Below are 21,790 nucleotides of genomic sequence, written 5' to 3'. Positions count from 1 at the left end.
CCCGGTGGGCGGCGCGCATCCCTCGCACACCGCCCACCGGGCATGTCCCGACCGGATTCCCGCGTCCGGCCGTCGGCACTACTTGAGCCAGGCGTCCACCTTGAGACGGTTGTCCTCGACCCACTTCTTCGCCGCGGCCTCGGGGGTCATCTTGTCCACCGCGATGTACTTCGCCACGACGTTCTGGTCGTCGTTGGTCCAGCTGAAGTTCTTCACCAGGTCATAGGCGGGGCTGCCCGAGTCGGCGAACTTCTTGCTGACGATCTTGTCCAGCGTGTAGACGGGGTAGTCGCAGGCGACCTTCTCCGCGTCGGCGTCGCAGCCCTCCTTGTAGTCGGGCAGCTTGACCTTCACCAGCGGCACCTCGGACATGAACCACTGGGGCTCGTAGAAGTAGCCGATCACCCATTCCTTGTTCTTCTCCGCCTTGCGGAAGGTCTGGATGAGCGCGGTCTCGCTGCCCGCGTACACGACCTTGTAGTCCAGGTTCAGGTTCTTCACCAGGGCCTCGTCGTTGGTGACGAACGACGGGTCGCCGTCGAGGAGCTGACCCTTGCCGCCGGACTCCGACGTCTTGAACTTCGCCGCGTACTTGTTGAGGTTCTCCCAGTTCGTGATGTCCGGGTGCTCCTTGGCGAGCCACGGCGGCACGTACCAGCCGATGAGGCCCTCGTTCCCGGTCGCACCGGCGTCCACGGCGGTCTTCTGGTCGGTGATGTACTTCTTCTTCAGGTCGTCGTGGCCCCAGTTCTCGACGACCGCGTCCACCTCACCGGTCCCGAAGCCCTGCCAGGCGATCTCCTCCTTCAGGTCCTTCTTGGTGACCTTGCAGCCGAGGTCGGTCTCCGCGACGTAGGCGATGACCGCCGCGTTGGCCTCGTAGCCGACCCACGGGTTGACCGCGAGGTTGAACGTGCCGCACTTGGCGGAGCTGCCCGAGCCGCCCGCGTCCGAGGAACTGTCACCGACCTTCGCGCCGCCGCAGGCGGTGAGGGTGAGGCCGAGGACCGCCATACCGGCCGCGCCGGCTCTCCAACGTCTTGCTTGCCTTGCCATGGTCAGTTGCTCCTTATGCACTGGTACGCCGCGCCGCGGCCTGAGTGATGCGGTCGAACATGACTCCGAGAAGGACGATGGCGAGCCCGGCGGCGAGCCCCTTCCCGAAGAGCTGGCCCTGCGAGAAACCGGCCACGACGTCGTAGCCGAGGGCGCCGGCACCTACCAGGCCGCCCACCACAACCATCGACAGCACATAGATCAGACCCTGGTTCGTGGCGAGAGTCAGGGCGCCGCGTGCCAGCGGCAGCTGGACCTTGGTGATGATCTGCCAGGTGTTGGACCCGGCGGAGGTGGCCGCCTCCACGGTCGCCGCGGGCACGTTCCGCACCCCGTCCGCGATGATCTTCATCGCGACGGGGGCCGCGTAGACGATCGCGGCGACGATCGCCGTGAAACGGGTCGCGCCGAACAGCGCGAGGAACGGCACCAGATAGACGAACGGCGGCATGACCTGGGCCGCGTCCAGGCTGGGCCGCAGCATGCGGTCCGCCAGCCGGCTTCGGCCCATCCACACGCCGAAGACGATGCCGAGCAGCATCACGAGAACGGTGGCGACCACGGTCGACGCCAGCGTCGTCATGCTGTCGGACCACATCCCGGTGGCGACCAGCAGCCCCACGCACACCGCCGTGGTCAGGCCGGCCCGCCGGCCGCCGAGGACGACACCGAGCGCGATCAGCACGGCGCCGACGAGCCACCACGGGGAGTCGGTGAGGAGGGACTGGAAGGGGTTGAGCAGTCCGTTGGTGATGAGGTCGCGGACCGTGTTGGTGACACCCGAGAGGTTGTCCTGCACCCAGGTCGTCGTGGTGTCGGCCGCGCTCGCGATGGAGCTGCCGAGACCTCCCTCGCCGGGGAACTCCGCCGCCCACACATAGGTGTGCGACATGAGGACCAGGACGGCCGTGAGGACCGCGCCCGCGCCGAGCAGCGGCCGCCGCCAGGCGAGGAAGCGGTTCTTGGAGCGCCGGGCCTCCTCCTCGCGGGTGCTGGCCGCGGTCGTGACCCGGTCGAGGACGATCGCCATGACGACAATGGACAGGCCCGCGTTGAAGGCCGTGCCGACGTCGAGCGACTGGAGGGCCTGGACGACGGTCTTGCCGAGGCCGGGAGCGTCGATCAGGGCCGCGATGGTCACCATGGCCAGTGCGGCCATGATGGTCTGGTTGACGCCCATCACCACGGTCCGCTTGGACATGGGCAGCAGGACCTTCAGCAGGGCCTGCCCGCGCGTCGCCCCGAGCGAGTCGGCGGCCTCCACCGTCGTCTCCGGCACGTTCCGGATGGCGTGCGCGGTGATCCGGATCGCCGGGGGCGCCGCGTAGATCACCGTGGCGATGGTGGCGGAAGCTCCGCCGATGAGGAAGAACAGGGTCAGCGGGGCCAGGTAGACGAAGGTCGGCATCGTCTGCATGAAGTCGAGCAGGGGCGTGACGATCCGGTTGACCCGGTCGGACAGCCCCGCCCACACGCCCAGCGGGATCGCGAACAGCAGCGCCACGAACACCGCGGAGACGGTGAGCGCCAGGGTGTCCATGCTCTCCTGCCACAGCCCCTGGAGACCGAGGAAGGTGAAGCCGGCCACCGCCAGCAGCGCGACCCGCCAGTTGCCGAACGCCCAGGAGACATAGCCCGCGATGCCGACGACGCCGAGCCAGCCGATCTGCGGCAGGGGGCGGTCGACGGAGGGCTGCGAGATCAGCTCCTGCACGAACGTCACCAGGGTGTCGATGACCAGGCGGATCTCGTTGAAGAAGTACAGGAAGAGCGGGTTGGAGTTGCGGTTCGCGCCGATCGAGTCGTTGACGTCGTTGAACCACCGGTGCAGATCGGTCAGGTCCGCCGCCCCGAGGGCGAGGGTCTGCTTGCCGCGCAGGACGACGAAGAGCACCAGCCAGGCGAGCAGGATCGCGCCGATCACCATGGGCCGGCTGACATGGCGGGGCTCTCGGACCGGGGCCGGCTCCTCGACCGGCCGGGTCTTCTCCGGTCTGCCCGGCGGTTCGGTCTTCTCCACGACGACGGTCATCACGCGCCGCCTTCCCGCCCGGCGACCACGGCGAGGATCTCCTCGTCACCGACGATGCCGAGCAGCTTGCCGTTCTCGACGACCTTGACCGGCTTGTCGGCGGCGAGCACCGCCCGGGTGGCCTCCTTGACCACGACGTCCGGTCCCAGCTCGGGGCCGTCCAGGGCGTCGCCGTCCGCCAGGGGCCGCATGATCCACCGCAGGGTGAGCACGTCGCCGCGCGGGACGTCCTTGACGAACTCGCGCACGTAGTCGTCGGCCGGGGCGCCGACCAGCTCGTCGCCGGTGCCGCACTGGACCATCTTGCCGTCGCGCATGATCAGGATGCGGTCGCCCAGCTTGAGGGCCTCGGAGAGGTCGTGGGTGATGAAGACCATCGTCTTGCCGACCTCGTGGTGCAGCCGGATGACCTCGTTCTGCATGTCACGGCGGATCAGCGGGTCGAGCGCCGAGAACGGTTCGTCGAAGAAGAGCACGTCCGGATCGCCGGCCAGCGCGCGGGCCAGCCCGACCCGCTGCTGCATACCGCCGGAGAGCTGGTCGGGGTAGGACTTCTCGTAACCGGCGAGGCCGACCAGCTCGACGACCTCCTGGGCCCGCCGCAGGCGCTCGGCCCTGCCCATGCCGCGGATCTCCAGCCCGAAGGCCACGTTGTCGAGGACCCTGCGGTGGGGCAGCAGCCCGAAGTGCTGGAAGACCATGGAGAACTTGCGGCGGCGCAGCTCGCGCAGGCGTCTGTCGTCGGCCTGGCGGATGTCCTCGCCCTCGAAGACGACCTCCCCCGCGGTGGGTTCGATCAGCCGGGTCAGACATCGCACCAAGGTGGACTTGCCGGAGCCGGACAGGCCCATGACGACGAAGACCTCACCGGGCGAGACGTCGAAGTTCACATCGCGCACGGCGGCGGTGCAGCCGGTGCGGTCCATCAGCTCACGGCGGGTGAGCCCGCACAGTTCCTCGGACTCCGGCACCCGGTCGGCCTTCGGCCCGAACACCTTCCACAGCCTGCGCACGGAGATGACCGGGGTGGGACCCGAGTCCTGGGGCGTGCCGCGCCGCTGCGGCACCTCGGTCTGGGTGGTCATGTTCGACCTTCTTTCGGCGTTCAGCCGCGGAACCAGCGCTGCGGCCGGGGTTGGATGTTCTGCCAGATGTGTTTGGGCTCTCGGTACTCGTTCAGGCCGGTCGGTCCCAGCTCCCGGCCCACACCCGAATGCCCGAAACCGCCCCATTCCGCTTGCGGCACATAGGGGTGGTAGTCGTTGATCCACACGGTGCCGTGGCGCAGTCGCCGGGCGACCCGCTGGGCCTTGCCCGCGTCCTGCGTCCACACGGCACCGGCCAACCCGTACTCGGTGTCGTTGGCGATGCGTACGGCGTCGTCCTCGTCGGTGAAGCGCTCCACGGTGAGGACGGGCCCGAAGGACTCCTCGTGCACCACACGCATGTCCTGGCGGCACTCGTCGAGGACGGTGGGCAGATAGTAGTGGCCGTCCGCCAGGGCGGGGTCCTCGGGCCGGGCGCCGCCGCAGCGCAGGACGGCGCCCTCGGCGAGGCCCGAGGCGACGTACGCCTCGACCTTCTCCCGGTGCTGTGCGGAGATCAGTGCCCCGGTCTCGGCCTCGGCGTCGTAGGGGCCGCCGAGCCGGATGAGCCGAGCGCGGCGGACGACCTCGTCGACGAAGCGGTCGTGCAGGGAGTCCTCGACGATCAGCCGGGCCCCGGCCGAGCACACCTGGCCCGAGTGCAGGAAGACGGCGGTGAGGGCGAAGTCCACGGCCGTCTCGAAGTCGGCGTCGGCGAAGACGACGTTGGGGTTCTTGCCGCCCAGTTCGAGCGCGACCTTCTTCACGGTCGCGGCGGCGGTGGCCATGATGCGTCTGCCGGTGTCCAGGCCACCGGTGAAGGAGACCATGTCGACGCGGGGGTCCTCGGAGAGCGGGGCGCCCACCTCGGGGCCGGCGCCCAGGACGAGGTTGGCGGCGCCCGCCGGCAGCCCGGCCTCCTCAAGCGCCCGCATCAGCAGGATCGAGGTGGAGGGAGTGAGTTCGCTGGGCTTGAGGACGATCGTGTTGCCGGCCAGCAACGCCGGGGCGACCTTCCAACTGGCTTGCAGGAGTGGGTAGTTCCAGGGGGTGATCAGTGCACACACCCCGACCGGCTCGTGGACGACGCGGCTGACGGCGTCGTCGCGGCCGGTGTCGATCACCCGGCCGGCGTCGGTGCCCGCGAGTCCGCCGTAGTAGCGGAAGCAGGAGACGACGTCGGCGATGTCGTACTCGCTCTCCACCACCCTCTTGCCGGTGTCGAGGGATTCCGCGCGGGCGAAGCTCTTGGTGTCGCGCTCGATGATGTCGGCGGTGCGCAGCAGCAGGGCGCCGCGCTCCCGCTCGGGGGTGCTCGGCCAGGGGCCGGCGTCGAAGGCCTCCCGGGCCGCGGCGACGGCCGCCTCGGTGTCGGGGCGTGTTCCTTCCGAGACGGTCGCCGTGAGCGTGCCGTCAGCGGGACATCGGATCTCCCGGTGGCCGCCGGCCACCGGGGTCCGCCATTCGCCATTCACATACAGGTCTGCCACGCGCCGAGCCTTCCGACTGAAATTCGTTGCGCATCGTGCACCCGATTGCTTGTGATGGAACACCCTGTCGCCTGGCCAGACGGACGTCAAGATGTTCGCCGATGACGATATGGCCATGTGACCACTTACCCGCCCGCCCTTGACCGCAAGCGGTGCCGAGCCGACCATGTTGCGTATCGCTCACCTTGTTGTGCAATACGCACCGACGGAGGCCGCCGTGTCCATAAGGTTCCCCCGACCCCAGCCTGGCCGTGAGTTCGTCCTGACGCTTTCCTGTCCCGACAGTGCCGGGCTGGTCCACGCCGTGAGCGGCTATCTCGTCAGGAACTCCGGAAACATCCTGGAAAGCCAGCAGTTCGACGACCGACTTCAGGGCCGTTTCTTCATGCGGGTCCACTTCGACGTCTCCGACCCGAACGTCGACCTGGACGGCCTGCGGTACCGCTTCGGCCCCGTCGCCCAGGCGTACGGCATCTCGTGGTCCCTCAGCGACGCCTCCACGCCGACCCGGACCCTGATCATGGTGTCCAAGTTCGGGCACTGCCTCAACGACCTGCTCTTCCGCCGGCGCGCGGGCGCCCTCAACATCGAGATCCCGGCGATCGTCTCCAACCACCGGGAGTTCGAGAAGCTCGCGGAGTCGTACAACATCCCCTTCCACCACGTGCCGGTGACCCGGGACACCAAGCCCGAGGCCGAGGCACGGCTGCTGGAACTCGTCCGTGAGCTGGACATCGACCTGGTCGTCCTGGCCCGCTACATGCAGATCCTCTCCGACGACCTGTGCAAGGAGCTGGACGGTCGCGCCATCAACATCCACCACTCCTTCCTCCCCAGCTTCAAGGGCGCGCGCCCTTACGACCAGGCCTACGACCGCGGGGTGAAGCTGGTCGGCGCGACGGCGCACTATGTGACGCCGGACCTGGACGAGGGCCAGATCATCGAGCAGGACGTGGTCCGGGTGGACCACTCGCTGGACCCCGGCCAGCTGGTCACGGTCGGCCGGGACGTGGAGGCCCAGGTGCTCGCGCACGCCGTGAAGTGGCACAGCGAGAGCCGGGTGATGGTCGCGGGCAACCGCACGGTCGTCTTCCGCTGAGCGGAACGGCCTCCGTATACGAACGGCGGACAGGTACGACACGAACGCCGGACGGGCTGAGAGCCCGTCCGGCGTTCGGCGTTTCGTGTCCGGGGTGCGGTGTCGGGGTTGCGGTGTCCGGGGTGCGCGCTCAGCCCTCCAGCCGGTCCAGCAGGGCCCGCCGCCACCGCTCCGTCTCCGCGATCTGGTTGAAGGTGAACAGGTGCAGTCCCGCCACCCCGGACGCGGGGTCGGTGAGGGCGCTCTCCGTACGCCTGAGCAGTTTCTCGGGCGCGTAGCCGCCGGGCGCGGCGAAGCGCACGAACCACGACGCGTGCCGGGTCAGGAAGCGGGTCGACTCCCCCACCCCGATCTTCGTCGTCATCGCCAGCAGCTTCGCCCGCTGCACCGGCCCCGCGACGCCCACGTGGACCGGCAGGGTCACCTCCCGGCGCCGCACCCGGGCGAGCCAGTCCCCCAGCACCCGCGGGTCGAAGCAGAGGTTGCTCACTATGTACGTGGCGTGTTCGCGCTTGTCCCACATCGCCTGGACGGTGATGTCGTCGTGGATGAGCGGATGGCTCTCGGGATAACCGGTGACACCGACGTGGGGGAACGGCCGGCCCAGCTCGCCCAGCCGCCGCAGCACCGGCAGCGCCCCGTCGTAGGAACCGGCCGGTGGATCGGCGTCCCCCGCCGGGACGAACACGTCGTCCACGCCCGCCTCGCGCAGCCGCCCCGCGATCTCCTTCAGGTGCAGATCGTCCCGCAGGAGCCGGGCGGGGACGTGCGGGACCACACGGTAGCCGTGCGCGGCGAGCCGGACGGCGAGGTCGAGCGTCGGTTCCAGTCCCCTGACCGGCGACGCCGTCACAGTGACCACGACGTCGCGCGGGACATGGGCGAGGACCTTCTCCTCGGTGGTCCTCGCCGGCAGCACCTCGTAGCGGACCGTGCTCAGCAGCGCACGGAGCCCCGCGGCGCCCAACGTCTACTCCGCCTGCTTCTGGACGTCACGGTGGCGGTAGTACGCGGCCTTCGAGGGCGCCAGCGGCTCCTTGCCGAGGATCAGGTCGGCGGCCTTCTCCGCGATCATCATGACCGGTGCGTAGATGTTGCCGTTGGTGACGTAGGGCATGACGGAGGCGTCCACCACCCGCAGACCGTCCACGCCGTGCACGCGCATGGTGGTGGGGTCCACGACCGCCATCTCGTCGGTGCCCATCTTGCAGGTGCAGGACGGGTGCAGAGCGGTCTCGCCGTCCTTGGCGACCCAGGCGAGGATCTCCTCGTCCGACTCGACGGACGGTCCGGGCGAGATCTCCCCGTCGTTGTAGGGAGCGAGCGCGGGCTGGTTGAGGAGCTTGCGGGCCACCCTGATCGCCTCGACCCACTCGCGGCGGTCCTGTTCGGTGGAGAGGTAGTTGAAGCGCAGGGCGGGGTGCTGGCGCGGGTCCTTGCTCTTGATCTTCACCGAGCCGATGGCGTCCGAGTACATGGGCCCGACGTGCACCTGGTAGCCGTGACCGCCGGCCGGCACGGAGCCGTCGTAGCGGACCGCGATCGGCAGGAAGTGGAACATCAGGTTGGGGTAGTCGACGTCGTCGTTGCTGCGGGCGAACCCACCGGCCTCGAAGTGGTTGGTGGCGGCCGGGCCCTTCCGGAAGAGCCACTGGAGCCCGATGAAGGGCGCGCGCCACTTCGCCAGGTACGGCTGCATGGAGACGGGCTGCTTGCAGCCGTACTGGATGTACACCTCCAAGTGGTCCTGCATGTTCTCGCCGACGCCCGGGAGGTCGTGCACGACGTCGATGCCCAGCGCCCGGAGTTCCTCGGCGTTGCCCACGCCGGAGAGCTGGAGCAGCTGCGGGGAGTTGATCGCGCCGCCGCAGAGGATGACCTCCTTGGCGCGGACCTGCTTGGGGGCGCCGTTGCCGCGCCGGTACTCGACGCCGACGGCCTTCTTGCCCTCGAACAGGACACGGGTGACGAGGGCCCGGGTGGTGACCGTGAGGTTGGGACGTCTACGGACGGGCTTCAGATACGCCTTCGAGGCCGAGAGCCGGCGTCCGCGGTGCACATTCCGGTCGAACTTCGCGAAACCCTCCTGCCTGAAGCCGTTGACGTCGCCGGTGGGGGCGTAGCCCGCCTCCTCGGTGGCCTTGAGGAAGGCGCCGAAGAGCGGGTTCGACGCCGGGCCGCGCTCCAGGACGAGGGGGCCGTCGTGGCCGCGGAACTCGTCGTCCGGATCGGCCGCGAGACAGTTCTCCATGCGCCGGAAGTACGGCAGGCAGTGCGCGTAGTCCCAGGTCTCCATACCGGGGTCGGCCGCCCAGCGCTCGTAGTCCATGGGGTTGCCGCGCTGGAAGATCATGCCGTTGATGCTGCTGGACCCGCCCAGCACCTTGCCGCGCGCGTGGTAGACGCGTCGGCCGCCCATGTGCGGCTCGGGCTCGGACTCGTACTTCCAGTCGTAGAAGCGGCTGCCGATGGGGTAGGTCAGCGCCGCGGGCATGTGGATGAAGACGTCCCACGGGAAGTCCGAGCGGCCCGCTTCCAGGACCAGCACTCGGTTCGCCGGGTCGGCGGACAGCCTGTTTGCCAGTGCACTGCCCGCGGAACCACCACCGACGATGACGAAGTCGTACTGCACAGGGGCCATGGGTGCCTCGTCTCGCTCGCGCCGTAGATATGCGAGGCATGCTAGACCGGTCGCGCTATACGCACCAGGTTGCGAACAACGCAACTTGTGGAACTTCATTTCGGGGCGGTTACTTGCAAGTGTGTTGTTTACTGCGCGTATAGTTTCACTGTGAGCAACTACAGCCTTGACACGGAAACGTCGAATTCACACGCGGGCTCGGGCGGTGTCCAGTCGGTGGACCGCGCCATCAGCGTCCTGGAGATCCTCGCTCAGCGTGGCGAAGCCGGCGTCAGCGAGGTGGCGGCGGAGATCGAGGTGCACAAGTCCACGGCCTTCCGTCTCCTCGGCGCCCTGGAGGCGCGCGGCCTGGTGGAGCAGGCCGGCGAGCGCGGCAAGTACCGGCTCGGCTTCGGCATCGTGCGCCTGGCCGGCGCGGTCACGGGGCGTATCGACATCACGCAGCAGGGCCGTCCCGTCTGCGAGCGGCTGGCCGAGGAGATCGGCGAGACCGTCAACATCGCCGTGATGCAGGAGCATTACGCGATCAACCTGTACCAGGTGCGCGGACCGGGGGCCATCACCGCACACAACTGGGTGGGCCAACTGACTCCCCTGCACGCCACGTCGAGCGGCAAGATCCTGCTGGCCCACATGCCGGCGAAGGAACGCGCCGAACTGCTGTCCACCGTGGGCATGAAGAAGGTCACCCCGCACACCATCACCGCGAAGACGAAGCTGGAGAAGAACCTCCTCGCCGCACGGGAGCGGGGCTACGCCTTCACCCTGGAGGAGCTGGAGATCGGCCTGCACGCCATGGCCGCACCCGTTCGCAACCGGGACGGCGAGGTCATCGCCGCCCTCAGCGCCTCCGGGCCCTCCTACCGGTTCACCGAGGAGCGCCTGCACGAGATGTCCCCGGTACTGCTCAAGGGCGCCGCCGAGATCAGCCACCGGATGGGTTTCCTGGGCTGATTCACCCCTGAGGGGTGCCGAGGCGCTCGTTCACCCAGTCGTGGAACGCGCCGATGTGGTGCTCACTGGGCACCAGCACACCGCCCTTGGCGTACAGCCGGGAGCTCATGCCGGGCTGGGTCCGCTCACAGGCCTCGAAGTCCTGGAGGTTGACCCGGTCGAAGAGTTCCACGGACCGGCTGACGTCCTTGCCGCTCTCGACGACGTGCGGCAGATACAGCCAGTCGCACTCGACGATCGTGCGGTCCACGGACACCGGGTACATCCGGTGGAAGATCACGTGGTCGGGCACGAGGTTGATGAACACCTGCGGCCGGACGGTGATCGCGTAGTAGCGGCGGTCCTGGTCCTCCGCGACACCGGGAATGCGGTCCAGACCTTCGGAGCCGTCCACGGTGAACCCCCGCACCTCCTCACCGAACTCCGCGCCGTGGCCCACGTAGTACTGGGCGGCGTACCCGTCCGCGAACTCCGGCAGCACCTCGGTCAGTTCGGGATGGATCGTGGCGCAGTGGTAGCACTCCATGAAGTTCTCGATGATGAGCTTCCAGTTCGCCTTCACGTCGTACGTGATCCGACGGCCCACCGAGAGACTGCCGATGTCGTAGCGCTCGATCGACTCGACGTCGCCCAGGCGGGCGACGACCTCACCGACGACGTCCTCCTCGAAGGACGGCGGGTTCTCCGCGAGGCAGACCCAGACATAACCGAGCCACTCCCGTACGGCGACGCTCACCAGGCCGTACTCGGTGCGGCCCACGTCGGGCATCTTGGTGAGGTTGGGCGCGGCGACGAGCTTGCCGTCCAGGCCGTAGGTCCAGGCGTGGTACGGACACTGGAAGGCCCGCTTGACCTCGCCGGACTCCTCGGTGCAGAGCTTGGCCCCGCGGTGCCGGCAGACGTTGAAGTACGCGCGGATCGAGTTGTCCCGGGCCCGGGTGACCAGGATGCTCTCGCGGCCCACGTCGACGGTGCGGAAGGCACCGGGCTTCGCCAGCTCGGAGGCACGGGCCACACAGAACCACATGGTCTCGAATATGTGCTCCTGCTCCTGGGCGAAGACCACCGGATCGGTGTAGGAGGAGCCGGGGAGAGTGGCGATCAGGCTGTCGGGCAGGCTGGTCGAGGTCACGGGGCACTCCTCGGGGAACGTCGCGGAGGGATCATGCGGGCGCCGGGAGGAACGCCTCCGGTCGGCGTTGTGTATGGAGCAACGCTGCGCGCTCTGGGCAACCGCAGCATGAGGTGACGCCAGGGTGGTGTCAAGACGTGGTGGCGGCCAGTTCCTTGCGCACCCGTGTGAACAGCCGTGGCTGGTTCATCCCGAGCACGGCGATCGGCCGGCCGGCGCGCCGGTAGACGGCGAGGACGTCGCGGTCGTCGGCCGCGCCCGCCTCGACGGTGACACTGTCGGCCTCGGCCGCGTTGCCGGCGAACTGGATGCGGACGCCGTACTGGTCCGACCAGAAGTACGGCGGCCTGGGTACGCCCGGCTCGATGGCGCCCCCCGCCAGCAGGGTCGCGACGGCTGCGTCCGGGCGTTCGCGCGCGCCGGTCCAGTGCTCCACACGGCGGTGGTGGCCCGCACGAGGGTCGTACCAGTTGGCGCAGTCGCCGACCGCGACCACGGAGGCCAGGCTGGTACGGCCGTCGGCGCCGCACTTCACCCCGTTGTCCAGCGCGATGCCGGAACCCGCGAGCCACTCGACGCACGGGCGGGCCCCGACGCCGACGACGACGATGTCGGCGGGGACGCTGCGGCCGTCCTCCAGCAGAACGGCGTCGACCCGGTGCTCGCCGCTCAGCCCCTTCACCCCCACGCCGCACAACAGCCGTACGCCGTGGTCGGTGTGGAGGCCGGAGACGACAGCGCCCATGGTGTCGCCGAGCGGTCCGGCGAGCGGGGTCGACGCCGCCTCCACGACGGTCACCTCAAGGCCGAGGGCGCGGGCGGTGGAGGCGACCTCGGCGCCGATGAAACCGCCGCCGATCACCACCAGGCGTCCGCCGCGGGCCAGTTCGTCCCGCAGGGCGCGGGCGTCGTCCAGGGTGCGCAGGGTGTGGACTCCGGCCAGCCCCTCGGAGCCGGGCAGGGCCCGCGCCACGGCGCCCGTGGCGATGACGAAGCCGTCGGCACGCACCTCACGTCCGTCGGCGAGGCGGACGGCTCGCCCGGTGTGGTCGAGCGCGGTCGCGCGGGTGCCGAGCAGCCACTCGGCCGCGAGGTCCTCGTCCTGCGTCTCCAGGGCGAGTTCGGCCTCGCCGAGGGTGCCGGCCAGGAACTCCTTGGAGAGCGGGGGCCGGTCGTAGGGGCGGTGCGGTTCGTCGCCGATGACGACCAGGCGCCCGTCGAAGCCCTGCTTGCGCAGGGAGCGCGCCGCCGAGAGGCCGGCGAGAGAGGCGCCGACCACGGCGACGGTCCTCACGCGGGACCTCCGGCGAGCCGGGCGGAGATACAGGGCGGCAGGTTGGGGGCCTCCGTGGAGAGCCGGACGTAGATCATGCCGTCCTCGACGGCGACCTCGTGGGTCCGGACCGGCAGCTTGGCCGGCGGGGAGTCGACCGCGCCGGTGCGCAGGTCGAACTTGGAGGCATGCAGCGGACATTCCACCTCGCAGCCCTCCAGCCAGCCGTCGGCGAGCGAGGCGTCCTGGTGGGTGCAGGTGTCATCGATGGCGAAGATCTCGCCGTCGTCGGTGTGGAACACCGACACCGGCGGGTCGATGTCGAGCCGGAAGGCCTCACCTCGCGGAAGATCCGCGAGACGGCACGCGGGAATCATCATGACACCTCGGGTGCGTATAACGAAACGGTTTGCGGTAAGCGCAACATCAGTCTGGAGTCGCCCAGAACCCTTGTCAAGGCATCCAGAGGCCCCTCTGAGTCACTTGCGTCGTTGCGTTATCCAAAACCCACCTCACATAGAACAACAGAAGCCCGGTCGGGGTCATGGCCGCGCAGGGCGGTGCCACGCCCCCGCCGGGCGGGGTGGTGTGCCGGTCTCAGACGCCGGAGGTGGTGGGCCGCGCGGACTCCTCGGTTAGCTGGGGCCCTGCGGTCTCCGCGCCTTCCGTGGCCGTCGCGGGGCCGATACGGAGTTCGAAGTCCCCGTCGTACCTCTCGTGTCCGGCGATGACGGCCGTCTCGACGGCCTCCTTGCCCATGCGTCCGCGGATGATGAGCGGATCGTGGCGCAGGTCCCGGTTGAGTGCGACGCACAGCCCGATCATCACCAGGGTGAAGGGGGCCGCCGCGAGAATGGTGAGGTTCTGCAGTCCGGTGAGGGCATCGCCCTTGCCGCCGCCGATGAGCAGCATGACGGCGGCGACCGCTCCGGTCAGCACACCCCAGAACACCACGACGCCCCGGGACGGTTCGAGGGAGCCCCGCTGCGAGAGCGTCCCCATCACGATGGAGGCGGCGTCGGCGCCGGAGACGAAGAAGATGCCGACGAGGACCATGACGACGATGCTCGTCACCGTGGCGAGCGGGTACTGCTGGAGCACGTCGAAGAGCTGGCCCTGGGCGGTCGCGGCGTCGTTGAGCCGGCCGGCCTCCTGGAGGTGCATCGCCGAGCCGCCGAAGACGGCGAACCAGAGCAGGCTGACGCTGCTGGGGACCAGGATGACGCCGCCCACGAACTGCCGGATGGTGCGGCCGCGGCTGATGCGCGCGATGAACATGCCGACGAAGGGCGTCCAGGAGATCCACCACGCCCAGTAGAAGACCGTCCAGCCGGCCAGCCAGTCGGCGACGCCCTTGCCGCTCGACGCCTCGGTACGGCCCGCCATCTGGGCCAGGTCACCGAAGAAGGCGCCGATGGAGGTGGGCAGCAGGTCGAGGATGAAGATGGTCGGGCCGACGAGGAAGACGAAGAGGGCGAGCCCCACCGCCAGCACCATGTTGGTGTTGGACAGCCACTGGATGCCCTTCTCGATCCCGGACACCGCCGAGGCGACGAACGCCACGGTCAGCACCGCGATCACGACGACCAGCAGTCCGGTGCCGACCGATCCCAGCCAGCCCAGCCCCGTGAAGCCACTGCCGATCTGGAGGGCGCCGAGTCCCAGGGACGCCGCCGAGCCGAAGAGGGTGGCGAAGATGGCGAGGATGTCGATGGCCCGGCCGGGCCGGCCGTTCACCCGCTTCTCACCGAGCAACGGGGTGAACACCGCGCTGATCAGCTGCCGGCGGCCGCGCCGGAAGGTGCTGTAGGCGATGGCGAGACCCACGACCGCGTACATCGCCCACGGATGGAGCGTCCAGTGGAAGAGGGTGGTGGCCATGGCGGTCTCCATGGCCTGGTTGGCATCGGCCGGGTCGGTGCCCGGCGGGGGCGTGACGAAGTGGGAGAGCGGCTCGCTCACTCCGTAGAACATCAGGCCGATGCCCATGCCCGCGCTGAACATCATGGCGATCCACGAGACGGTGCGGAACTCCGGCTCCTCCCCCTCCTTCCCGAGGGTGATCCGCCCGTAGCGGCTCATCGCCAGCCAGAGGGCGAAGACCACGAAGCCCGACGCGGCCAGGACGAAGGCCCAGCCGCCGTTGCGGATCGTGCCGTCCAGCAGCTTCCCGGACACGCTCTCCAGCGTGTCGGTCGCCGCGGCTCCCCACACGACGAAGGCCAGGGTGAGCGCCGCGGCGACACCGAAGACGACGCGGTCGGTCCGGGGGTGGGCGGCGGCCGCACCGCCTCCCGGCAGATCCCCTCCGACGGGTTGGCCTGGGCTCCCGTTCCGTTCGCGGGCTCTGCTCATCGGCTCGTCCTTTCCACAGACGGCAGGGGACGCGCTGTCGCGGACGACGGTTGCGCGACCGGGCAAGAAGGGAAACGTGTGGGCGAAGAGGGGGACCGCCACTCCAGCCAGGTTGCAGATGATGCACCTGGGTTCACTATGGGCAACACCATCGGATGGCCTGGAGAGGCTGTCAAGAGTCGCGCCGAAGAAGTACCGGGACGGGGACCGGTTCCAGGCGGACGACGATCGACTTCGACGTGGGCGTGTTGCTGATGGCCGCGGTGGAGTCCAGCGGGACCAGCACGTTGGTCTCGGGGAAGTAGGCGGCGCAGCAGTCGCGCGGGGTCGGGTAGGGCACCACACGGAAGGCCGGTGCCCTGCGTTCCACGCCGTCGTCGTACTCGCTGACGATGTCCACGAGGTCCCCGTCGGCCAGGCCGCGGTCCGCGAGGTCGTCGGGGTTCACGAAGAGGACCCGGCGGCCCTGGTGGATGCCGCGGTAGCGGTCGTCCAGGCCGTAGACGGTGGTGTTGTACTGGTCGTGGGAGCGGAGCGTCTGGAGCAGCAGTCGGCCCGGTGGCACGTGGGGCCTCTCCAGCGGGTTGGCGGTGAAGTTGGCCCGACCCGTGGCGGTGGTGAACCGGCGTTCGTCGCGCGGCGGGTGGGGCAGGGCGAAGCCGCCCGGCCGGCGCACCCGGTGGTTGAAGTCCTGGAAGCCGGGGATCACGCGTGCGATGCGGTCGCGAACGCTGTCGTAGTCCGACTCGAAGTCCTCCCAGGGCACGTGCGAGGCCGCTTCCCCGAGCGCGGCCCGCGCCATCCGGCAGACGATCGCGACCTCGCTCAGCAGGTGCTCGGAGGCGGGGGCGAGTCGCCCTCGGGAGAGGTGCACCATGCCCATGGAGTCCTCGACCGTGACCTGTTGGGGCCCGCCGGGCCGCAGGTCGGCCTCGGTGCGGCCGAGACACGGGAGGATGAGCGCCTGTTCGCCGGCGACGACGTGCGAGCGGTTGAGCTTGGTGGAGATCTGCACGGTGAGGCGGCAGTTTCGCAGGGCTCGCTCGGTGAGGTCGGTGTCGGGGGCGGCGGCGACGAAGTTGCCGCCGAGCGCCACGAAGACGCGTACGTCGCCGTCGCGCATCGCGCGGATGCTCTCGACGGCGTCGTGGCCGTGGTGCCTCGGGGGCGTGAACGCGAACTCGGCGCCGAGCGCGTCCAGGAACGCGTCGTCCGGCTTCTCGTGGATGCCCATGGTGCGGTCGCCCTGCACGTTCGAGTGGCCGCGCACCGGGCAGAGGCCGGCGCCCGGGCGGCCGATGTTGCCGCGCAGCAGGAGGAAGTTGACCACGTCCCGGATCGTGGGGACCGAGTGACGGTGCTGGGTGAGGCCCATCGCCCAGCAGACGACGATCTTCTCGGCGGCCAGCACCTCACCGAACGCCGCCCGGATCTCCTCCTCGGGCAGGCCGGTCGCCGTCAGGATCTCGTCCCACGACACCTTGCGGGCGTGCTCGGCGAACTCCTCGAAGCCGTGCGTGTGGCGGTCGATGAAGGACGTGTCCAGACAGGTGCCGGGGGCCTCGTCCTCCGCCTCCAGCAGCATGCGGTTGAAGGCCTGGAACAGCGCCTGGTCCCCACCCAGTCTGATCTGCAGGAACCGGTCGGCCAGACGGGTGCCGCCGCCGAGGACGCCGGACGGCTTCTGGGGGTTCTTGAACCGCAGCAGCCCCGCCTCGGGCAGGGGGTTGACCGCGATGACGCGGGCGCCGCGGCGCTTGGCGTTCTCCAGCGTGGAGAGCATCCGAGGGTGGTTGGTGCCGGGGTTCTGGCCGACCACGAGGATGAGGTCGGCGCCATGGAGATCCTCCAGGGTGACGCTGCCCTTGCCGATGCCTATGGTCTCCGTCAGGGCCGAGCCGCTGGACTCGTGGCACATGTTGGAGCAGTCCGGCAGGTTGTTGGTGCCGAACATCCGGACGAAGAGCTGGTAGACGAACGCGGCCTCGTTGCTCGCCCGGCCGGAGGTGTAGAACGCGGCCTGGTCGGGCCGGTCGAGCGCGGCGAGTTCACGGGCGATCACGGCGAACGCGTCGTCCCAGGAGATCGGCCGGTAGCGGTCGTCGCCGGTCGCCCGGTACATGGGGTGGGTCAGACGGCCCTGCTGTCCCAGCCAGTGGTCACTGCGGGGAAGCAGGTCCTCCAGCGTGTGCTCGGCGAAGAAGTCCGGGGTGACCCGGCGGACGGTGGCCTCCTCGGCCACGGCCTTGGCCCCGTTCTCGCAGAACTCCGCCCGGTGGCGGTGCTCCGGCTCGGGCCACGCGCAACCGGGACAGTCGAAGCCCTCCTTCTGGTTGACCCGCAGCAGGGTGAGCAGGCCTCGGCGGGCGCCCATCTGCTCGCCGGCGTGGCGGAGGGAGGAGGTGACGGCGGGGATGCCGGCGGCGTACTCCTTCGGGGGGCCGACCCGCAGCCGGGCGTCGCCGGGGTCCTCGACAGGTGCGTTGCGAGTCATCTGAAGCGCCACTCCGGGAGATAGGGGAAGCAGAGCCGTTCCGTGCCGCCGGGCCTCTCGGCCCGGCATGCGGGCCGCCGCCGAACATCATGGTTGCGAACTGCACAACAGTGCCGCGATACGCAACGAGTCCAAGAAAGCGTGATGCGTGATCCCCTGTCAAGACCGGCGCACCACCCGATCGACCCGGGACGCACCGTTCCCGGAACACGGCGACGAGCCGTGGCCGGGGGGATGCCCCCGGCCACGGCTCGTCCGTCACGCTCCGCGGGCTACTCCGACGCCGACGCGGCCGCGCTCCTCCCTGGCGTCAGAGGACCACCACCGAGCGCAGGACGTCGCCGCCGTGCATCCGCTCGAAGGCCTTCTCCACGTCGTCGAGTGCGATGGTCTCCGTGACGAAGGTGTCCAGGTCCAGGCGGTTCTGCAGATAGAGGTCGATCAGCATGGGGAAGTCGCGGTCGGGCAGGCAGTCGCCGTACCAGGAGGACTTCAGGGCGCCGCCGCGGCCGAAGACGTCGAGGAGGGGCAGTTCGAGCTTCATCTCCGGGGTCGGGACACCGACGAGGACCACCGTGCCGGCCAGGTCGCGGGCGTAGAAGGCCTGCTTGTAGGTCTCGGGGCGACCGACCGCCTCGATGACGACATCGGCACCGAAACCGCCGGTCAGCTCGCGGATCGCCTCGACGGGGTCGGTCTCGCGGGAGTTGACGGAGTGGGTCGCGCCCAGGTTCCTGGCGGTCTCCAGCTTGAGGTCGTCGATGTCCACCGCGATGATCTTCGCGGCACCCGCCAGCTCGGCTCCGACCACCGCCGCGGCCCCGACTCCGCCGCAGCCGATGACGGCGACCGTGTCACCCCTGCCGACGTTCCCCGTGTTGATCGCCGCGCCGATGCCCGCCATCACCCCGCAGCCGAGCAGCCCCGCGACCGCCGGCGACGCGGCCCGGTCGACCTTGGTGCACTGCCCGGCGGCGACGAGGGTCTTCTCCGCGAAGGCACCGATGCCGAGGGCGGGAGCCAGCTCGGTGCCGTCGAGCAGGGTCATCTTCTGCTTCGCGTTGTGGGTGGCGAAGCAGTACCAGGGGCGACCACGTCGACATGCCCGGCAACTACCGCACACCGCACGCCAGTTGAGGATGACGAAGTCGCCGGGGGCGACATCCGTGACCCCCTCCCCCACCGCCTCCACCACACCCGCGGCCTCATGGCCGAGCAGGAAGGGGAAGTCGTCGTTGATCCCGCCCTCCCGGTAGTGCAGATCGGTGTGGCACACCCCGCAGGCCTCGACCTTCACCAGCGCCTCGCCCGGGCCGGGGTCCGGCACGACGATCGTTTCCAGGCTGACGGGGGCGCCCTTGCCCCGCGCGACGACAGCACGGACCTGGTGAGCCATGGCCACTCCTCGGCTGGTACGAGACCTGAGTCTGATGTTTCTCATCGCGGTACGCATAGCGCGTACCGCAACACAGCATCGTGGAGTGCCGACCGGCGGTCAAGAAGTCGCACGGTCGCCGGCGCCGCTCCGGCGCTACTCCGTCCGCTCCTCGTCGGGGAGGGCCTGCTCGGCCCAGATGGTCTTGCCCGTGCGGGTGTGGCGGCTGCCCCAGCGCTGGGTCAGCTGCGCGACGAGGAGGAGGCCGCGGCCGCCCTCGTCGAAGGCACGGGCCCGGCGCATGTGCGGAGCGGTGGCGCTGGAGTCGGAGACCTCGCAGATGAGGGTCGCCTCACGGATCAGCCGCAGCTCGATCGGGGATCCGCCGTAGCGGATGGCGTTCGTGACCAGCTCGCTGACGACGAGTTCGGTGACGAAGGAGAGCTCCTCCAGCTGCCAGGCGGCGAGCTGGTCGCAGGCCAGTTTACGGGCCTGCCCCACGAACGCGGGATCGGCCGGGACGTCCCAGACGGCGACCCGGTCGGCGTCCAGTGCCCGGGTCCGGGCCAGCAGCAGGGCCACGTCGTCCACGGGGCGGTCCGTCAGCAGGCTCGCCAGGACTCCGTCGCAGGTCTCCTCCAGCGGACGGGCCGTACCGCGCAGAGCCTGGCGCAGTCGGGCGAGTCCGTCGTCCAGGTCGCGTCCGGCTCCCTGGACGAGGCCGTCGGTGTAGAGGGCGAACACGCTGCCCTCGGGGACGTCGAACTCCGCGGTCTCGAAGGGCAGACCGCCCACGCCCAGCGGGGGCCCGATCGGCAGGTCGAGGAAGGCCGCCTCACCGTCCGGGGCGATCAGGGCCGGCGGCGGGTGGCCGGCCCGGGCCATGGAACAGCGGCGCGCGACGGGATCGTAGACGGCGTACAGACAGGTGGCCCCGATCTCGCCCGGGCTCTCCGCGTCCTCGGCCTCGTCCGCCGTCCGCTCGGAGTCCAGCCGCAGCACGATGTCGTCGAGCTGGGTGAGCAGCTCGTCCGGAGCCAGGTCGACGTCGGCCAGGGTGCGTACGGCCGTCCGGAGCCGGCCCATGGTGGCGGACGCCTGGACGCCGTGGCCGACGACATCGCCCACGACCAGTCCCACTCGGGCTCCGGACAGCGGGATGACGTCGAACCAGTCGCCGCCGATGCCGGCGCGGGTGCTGGCCGGCTGATAGCGGGAGGCGACCTCGACGGCCGCCTGCCGGGGTGCGCGGTGGGGCAGGAGACTGCGTTGCAGTTCCAGGGCGATGGCGCGTTCGCGGGTGTAGCGGCGGGCGTTGTCGACGCAGACGGCGGCGCGGGCGGCGAGTTCCTCGGCCAGCAGCAGGTCGTCCTCGCCGAAGGGCTCGGCCGTGCGGTGGCGGGAGAGGATCGAGAGGCCGAGGGTGAGGCCGCGGGCGCGCAGGGGCACGGCCATGATCGAGTGGATGCCGTGGGTCTCGATGCTGCGGGCCCGCTCCGGTGAGCCCCCCGCCCACCGCAGCCCGGTGACGTCGTCGACCTCGTAGAGCAGGGCACGGCCGGTGGCCAGCGCGCGGCCCGACGGCGAGCCCTCGTCGTAGCTGTGTCTGCTGCCGACCGGGACGACGGCCTCGGGGCAGCCCTCCAGTACGGACCGGTGGGCGGTGCGGCGGAAGAGCAGGGGGCCGGCGTCGGGCGAGGGGGCGGCCTCCTCGCCGGCGAGCACCGAGTCCAGCAGGTCGACGATGACGAAGTCGGCGAGATGGTCCGTGCACACCTCGGCGAGTTCCTCGGCGGTGCGGGTCACGTCCAGGGTGGAGCCGATCCGGTTGCTGGACTCGTTGAGCATGCTCAGGCGTCGGCGGGCCAGGAACTGCTCCGTGCTGTCGATCGCCGCCAGGCACATGCCCCGTACGTCGCCGGAGGCGTCCTTCAGCGGGCTGAGGGAGACCAGCCACGCGTGTTCGTGCGCCTCGCCCGGCGCGCGCAGCCAGGCCTCGAACGGCATCGGTTCACCCGTTCGCAGCACCCGTCGCACCGCGTCGTCGAGCTTCTCGAAGCCCGGCAGCCGACGCTGTCCGTCGACGGACACCCCCACCCGCCGGCCGAGGAGCTCCTGCTGCGACCTGCCCATCACCGTCTCCATGGCGGAATTCGCGGACACCGCGAGCCCGTCCTGGTCGAAGAGCGCGATCGGCACGGGGAGCTGGTCCAGGGCCCACCGGCGCAGCCGGGCGGCGGGCTCCGGCACCGTGGCCGTCAGGAACCACTGCGTTTGGCCCGCGGAGTCCAGCAGGGGATGCGCCTCCAGCTCCAGCTCCACGTCGTGACCGTCCCGATGCCGAGCGTGCACGGGGCCGCGCCAGTCGGCCGGTTCGGTCAGACGGCTCCGCCCCGAGGCGGGGAGGGACCGGGCCAGCAGGTCGGCCGCGGGGAGGCCGAGCACCTCGCCGTGCTCGTAACCGAGCACCCGTCGCGCGCCGTCACTCCACGCGATCACCAGTCCCCTGGCGTCGACCGCGGCCGTGGCGACACCGTGCTCGCCCATCGTTCCTTCTCTCCGTACGACCGGAGCCGTGGTCCATGGGCTCACAGATCGACTGCGGGGCACTGCTTCCAAGCTTCATTGTGCGCCGGGCGCGCCAGACCTGGCGCGCGACCACCCGGAACACCCGAGCCCCTACCCTGCCACGTCACCCGCCTCACGGGCGCCCGGTTTCACACCTCGCCCGGACGCCGCGGCGGCCCTGCCCGCGCAGGTGCCTCCGCCGGGCCGGGCGGTCGAGCCAGGCGCACAGATGTGGC

The 21,790-nt window shown here is 70.0% G+C and carries 15 protein-coding genes; 2 read left to right on the top strand and 13 right to left on the bottom strand.

Translation table 11 applies throughout. The features are described 5' to 3' along the window. Positions 1-78: 78 nt before the first annotated feature. From RM704_RS00960 to RM704_RS00945, 4 genes are read right to left on the bottom strand one after another with little or no spacing between them, the layout of a single operon-like run. Positions 79-1,056 (bottom strand): ABC transporter substrate-binding protein, encoded by a 978-nt coding sequence (locus RM704_RS00960; RefSeq protein WP_033528734.1) that lies wholly within the window; start codon positions 1,054-1,056, stop codon positions 79-81. Between the two features lie 13 nt (positions 1,057-1,069). Further along, on the bottom strand, positions 1,070-3,088 hold the full coding sequence (locus tag RM704_RS00955; RefSeq protein ID WP_033528733.1) for an ABC transporter permease: 2,019 nt from the start codon (positions 3,086-3,088) through the stop codon (positions 1,070-1,072). Beyond that, positions 3,088-4,173: a quaternary amine ABC transporter ATP-binding protein gene (locus RM704_RS00950; protein ID WP_033528732.1), complete on the bottom strand. Its 1,086-nt coding sequence runs from the start codon at positions 4,171-4,173 to the stop codon at positions 3,088-3,090. The genes RM704_RS00955 and RM704_RS00950 overlap by 1 nt, the downstream gene beginning before the upstream one ends. A 20-nt stretch (positions 4,174-4,193) precedes the next feature. Further along, on the bottom strand, positions 4,194-5,663 hold the full coding sequence (locus RM704_RS00945; protein WP_033528731.1) for an aldehyde dehydrogenase family protein: 1,470 nt from the start codon (positions 5,661-5,663) through the stop codon (positions 4,194-4,196). A gap of 166 nt (positions 5,664-5,829) precedes the next feature. Here RM704_RS00945 and purU point away from each other — a divergent pair, with 166 nt between their 5' ends. Further along, complete coding sequence (gene purU, locus RM704_RS00940) at positions 5,830-6,762, top strand: formyltetrahydrofolate deformylase (RefSeq protein WP_438828881.1); 933 nt, start codon at positions 5,830-5,832, stop codon at positions 6,760-6,762. A gap of 130 nt (positions 6,763-6,892) precedes the next feature. Here the strand turns inward: purU and RM704_RS00935 are convergent, their stop codons facing one another. Both RM704_RS00935 and betA read right to left on the bottom strand, forming a co-directional pair. Continuing rightward, positions 6,893-7,729: a methylenetetrahydrofolate reductase gene (locus RM704_RS00935; protein ID WP_033528730.1), complete on the bottom strand. Its 837-nt coding sequence runs from the start codon at positions 7,727-7,729 to the stop codon at positions 6,893-6,895. Positions 7,730-7,732: 3 nt separating this feature from the next. Continuing rightward, positions 7,733-9,403: a choline dehydrogenase gene (gene betA / locus RM704_RS00930; RefSeq protein ID WP_033528729.1), complete on the bottom strand. Its 1,671-nt coding sequence runs from the start codon at positions 9,401-9,403 to the stop codon at positions 7,733-7,735. Between the two features lie 150 nt (positions 9,404-9,553). Between betA and RM704_RS00925 the strand changes: the two genes are divergently transcribed. Further along, on the top strand, positions 9,554-10,357 hold the full coding sequence (locus RM704_RS00925) for an IclR family transcriptional regulator (RefSeq protein ID WP_192829710.1): 804 nt from the start codon (positions 9,554-9,556) through the stop codon (positions 10,355-10,357). Between the two features lies 1 nt (position 10,358). Here RM704_RS00925 and RM704_RS00920 read toward each other — a convergent pair whose 3' ends face one another. The 7 genes from RM704_RS00920 to RM704_RS00890 form a co-directional block, all read right to left on the bottom strand. Continuing rightward, positions 10,359-11,489 (bottom strand): aromatic ring-hydroxylating oxygenase subunit alpha, encoded by a 1,131-nt coding sequence (locus tag RM704_RS00920; RefSeq protein ID WP_033528727.1) that lies wholly within the window; start codon positions 11,487-11,489, stop codon positions 10,359-10,361. A 130-nt stretch (positions 11,490-11,619) separates the two neighbouring features. Next, positions 11,620-12,783: an NAD(P)/FAD-dependent oxidoreductase gene (locus RM704_RS00915; RefSeq protein WP_033528726.1), complete on the bottom strand. Its 1,164-nt coding sequence runs from the start codon at positions 12,781-12,783 to the stop codon at positions 11,620-11,622. Beyond that, positions 12,780-13,142, bottom strand: coding sequence for a bifunctional 3-phenylpropionate/cinnamic acid dioxygenase ferredoxin subunit (locus tag RM704_RS00910; RefSeq protein ID WP_033528725.1), 363 nt, complete (start codon positions 13,140-13,142; stop codon positions 12,780-12,782). The genes RM704_RS00915 and RM704_RS00910 overlap by 4 nt, the downstream gene beginning before the upstream one ends. A gap of 217 nt (positions 13,143-13,359) precedes the next feature. Then, positions 13,360-15,117: a BCCT family transporter gene (locus RM704_RS00905; protein WP_052146167.1), complete on the bottom strand. Its 1,758-nt coding sequence runs from the start codon at positions 15,115-15,117 to the stop codon at positions 13,360-13,362. A 172-nt stretch (positions 15,118-15,289) separates the two neighbouring features. Continuing rightward, positions 15,290-17,611 carry an FdhF/YdeP family oxidoreductase gene (locus RM704_RS00900; protein ID WP_033528724.1) on the bottom strand — a complete coding sequence of 774 codons (2,322 nt, stop codon included), beginning with the start codon at positions 17,609-17,611 and terminating at the stop codon, positions 15,290-15,292. Positions 17,612-17,921: 310 nt separating this feature from the next. Next, complete coding sequence (locus tag RM704_RS00895; protein ID WP_033528723.1) at positions 17,922-19,007, bottom strand: S-(hydroxymethyl)mycothiol dehydrogenase; 1,086 nt, start codon at positions 19,005-19,007, stop codon at positions 17,922-17,924. 135 nt (positions 19,008-19,142) lie between these two features. After that, the gene (locus tag RM704_RS00890) at positions 19,143-21,533 is read right to left on the bottom strand and encodes a SpoIIE family protein phosphatase (protein ID WP_033528722.1); all 2,391 of its coding nucleotides are present in this window, start codon (positions 21,531-21,533) and stop codon (positions 19,143-19,145) included. Between the last annotated feature and the right edge of the window lie 257 nt (positions 21,534-21,790).

The organism is Streptomyces gottesmaniae (assembly GCF_031845845.1).
Lineage (GTDB): Bacteria > Actinomycetota > Actinomycetes > Streptomycetales > Streptomycetaceae > Streptomyces > Streptomyces akebiae.
The sequence above is the reverse complement of the archived record's forward strand: the minus strand, read 5'-3'. Positions and strand labels throughout refer to the sequence as shown.

Bases quoted from the DNA above. Each gene is read 5' to 3' on its own strand.
- RM704_RS00960 (WP_033528734.1), bottom strand. From the start codon at position 1,056: ATGGCAAGGCAAGCAAGACGTTGGAGAGCCGGCGCGGCCGGTATGGCG.
- RM704_RS00955 (WP_033528733.1), bottom strand. From the start codon at position 3,088: ATGACCGTCGTCGTGGAGAAGACCGAACCGCCGGGCAGACCGGAGAAG.
- RM704_RS00950 (WP_033528732.1), bottom strand. From the start codon at position 4,173: ATGACCACCCAGACCGAGGTGCCGCAGCGGCGCGGCACGCCCCAGGAC.
- purU (WP_438828881.1), top strand. From the start codon at position 5,830: ATGTTGCGTATCGCTCACCTTGTTGTGCAATACGCACCGACGGAGGCC.
- betA (WP_033528729.1), bottom strand. From the start codon at position 9,403: ATGGCCCCTGTGCAGTACGACTTCGTCATCGTCGGTGGTGGTTCCGCG.
- RM704_RS00910 (WP_033528725.1), bottom strand. From the start codon at position 13,142: ATGATGATTCCCGCGTGCCGTCTCGCGGATCTTCCGCGAGGTGAGGCC.
- RM704_RS00905 (WP_052146167.1), bottom strand. From the start codon at position 15,117: ATGAGCAGAGCCCGCGAACGGAACGGGAGCCCAGGCCAACCCGTCGGA.
- RM704_RS00900 (WP_033528724.1), bottom strand. From the start codon at position 17,611: ATGACTCGCAACGCACCTGTCGAGGACCCCGGCGACGCCCGGCTGCGG.
- RM704_RS00895 (WP_033528723.1), bottom strand. From the start codon at position 19,007: ATGGCTCACCAGGTCCGTGCTGTCGTCGCGCGGGGCAAGGGCGCCCCC.
- RM704_RS00890 (WP_033528722.1), bottom strand. From the start codon at position 21,533: ATGGGCGAGCACGGTGTCGCCACGGCCGCGGTCGACGCCAGGGGACTG.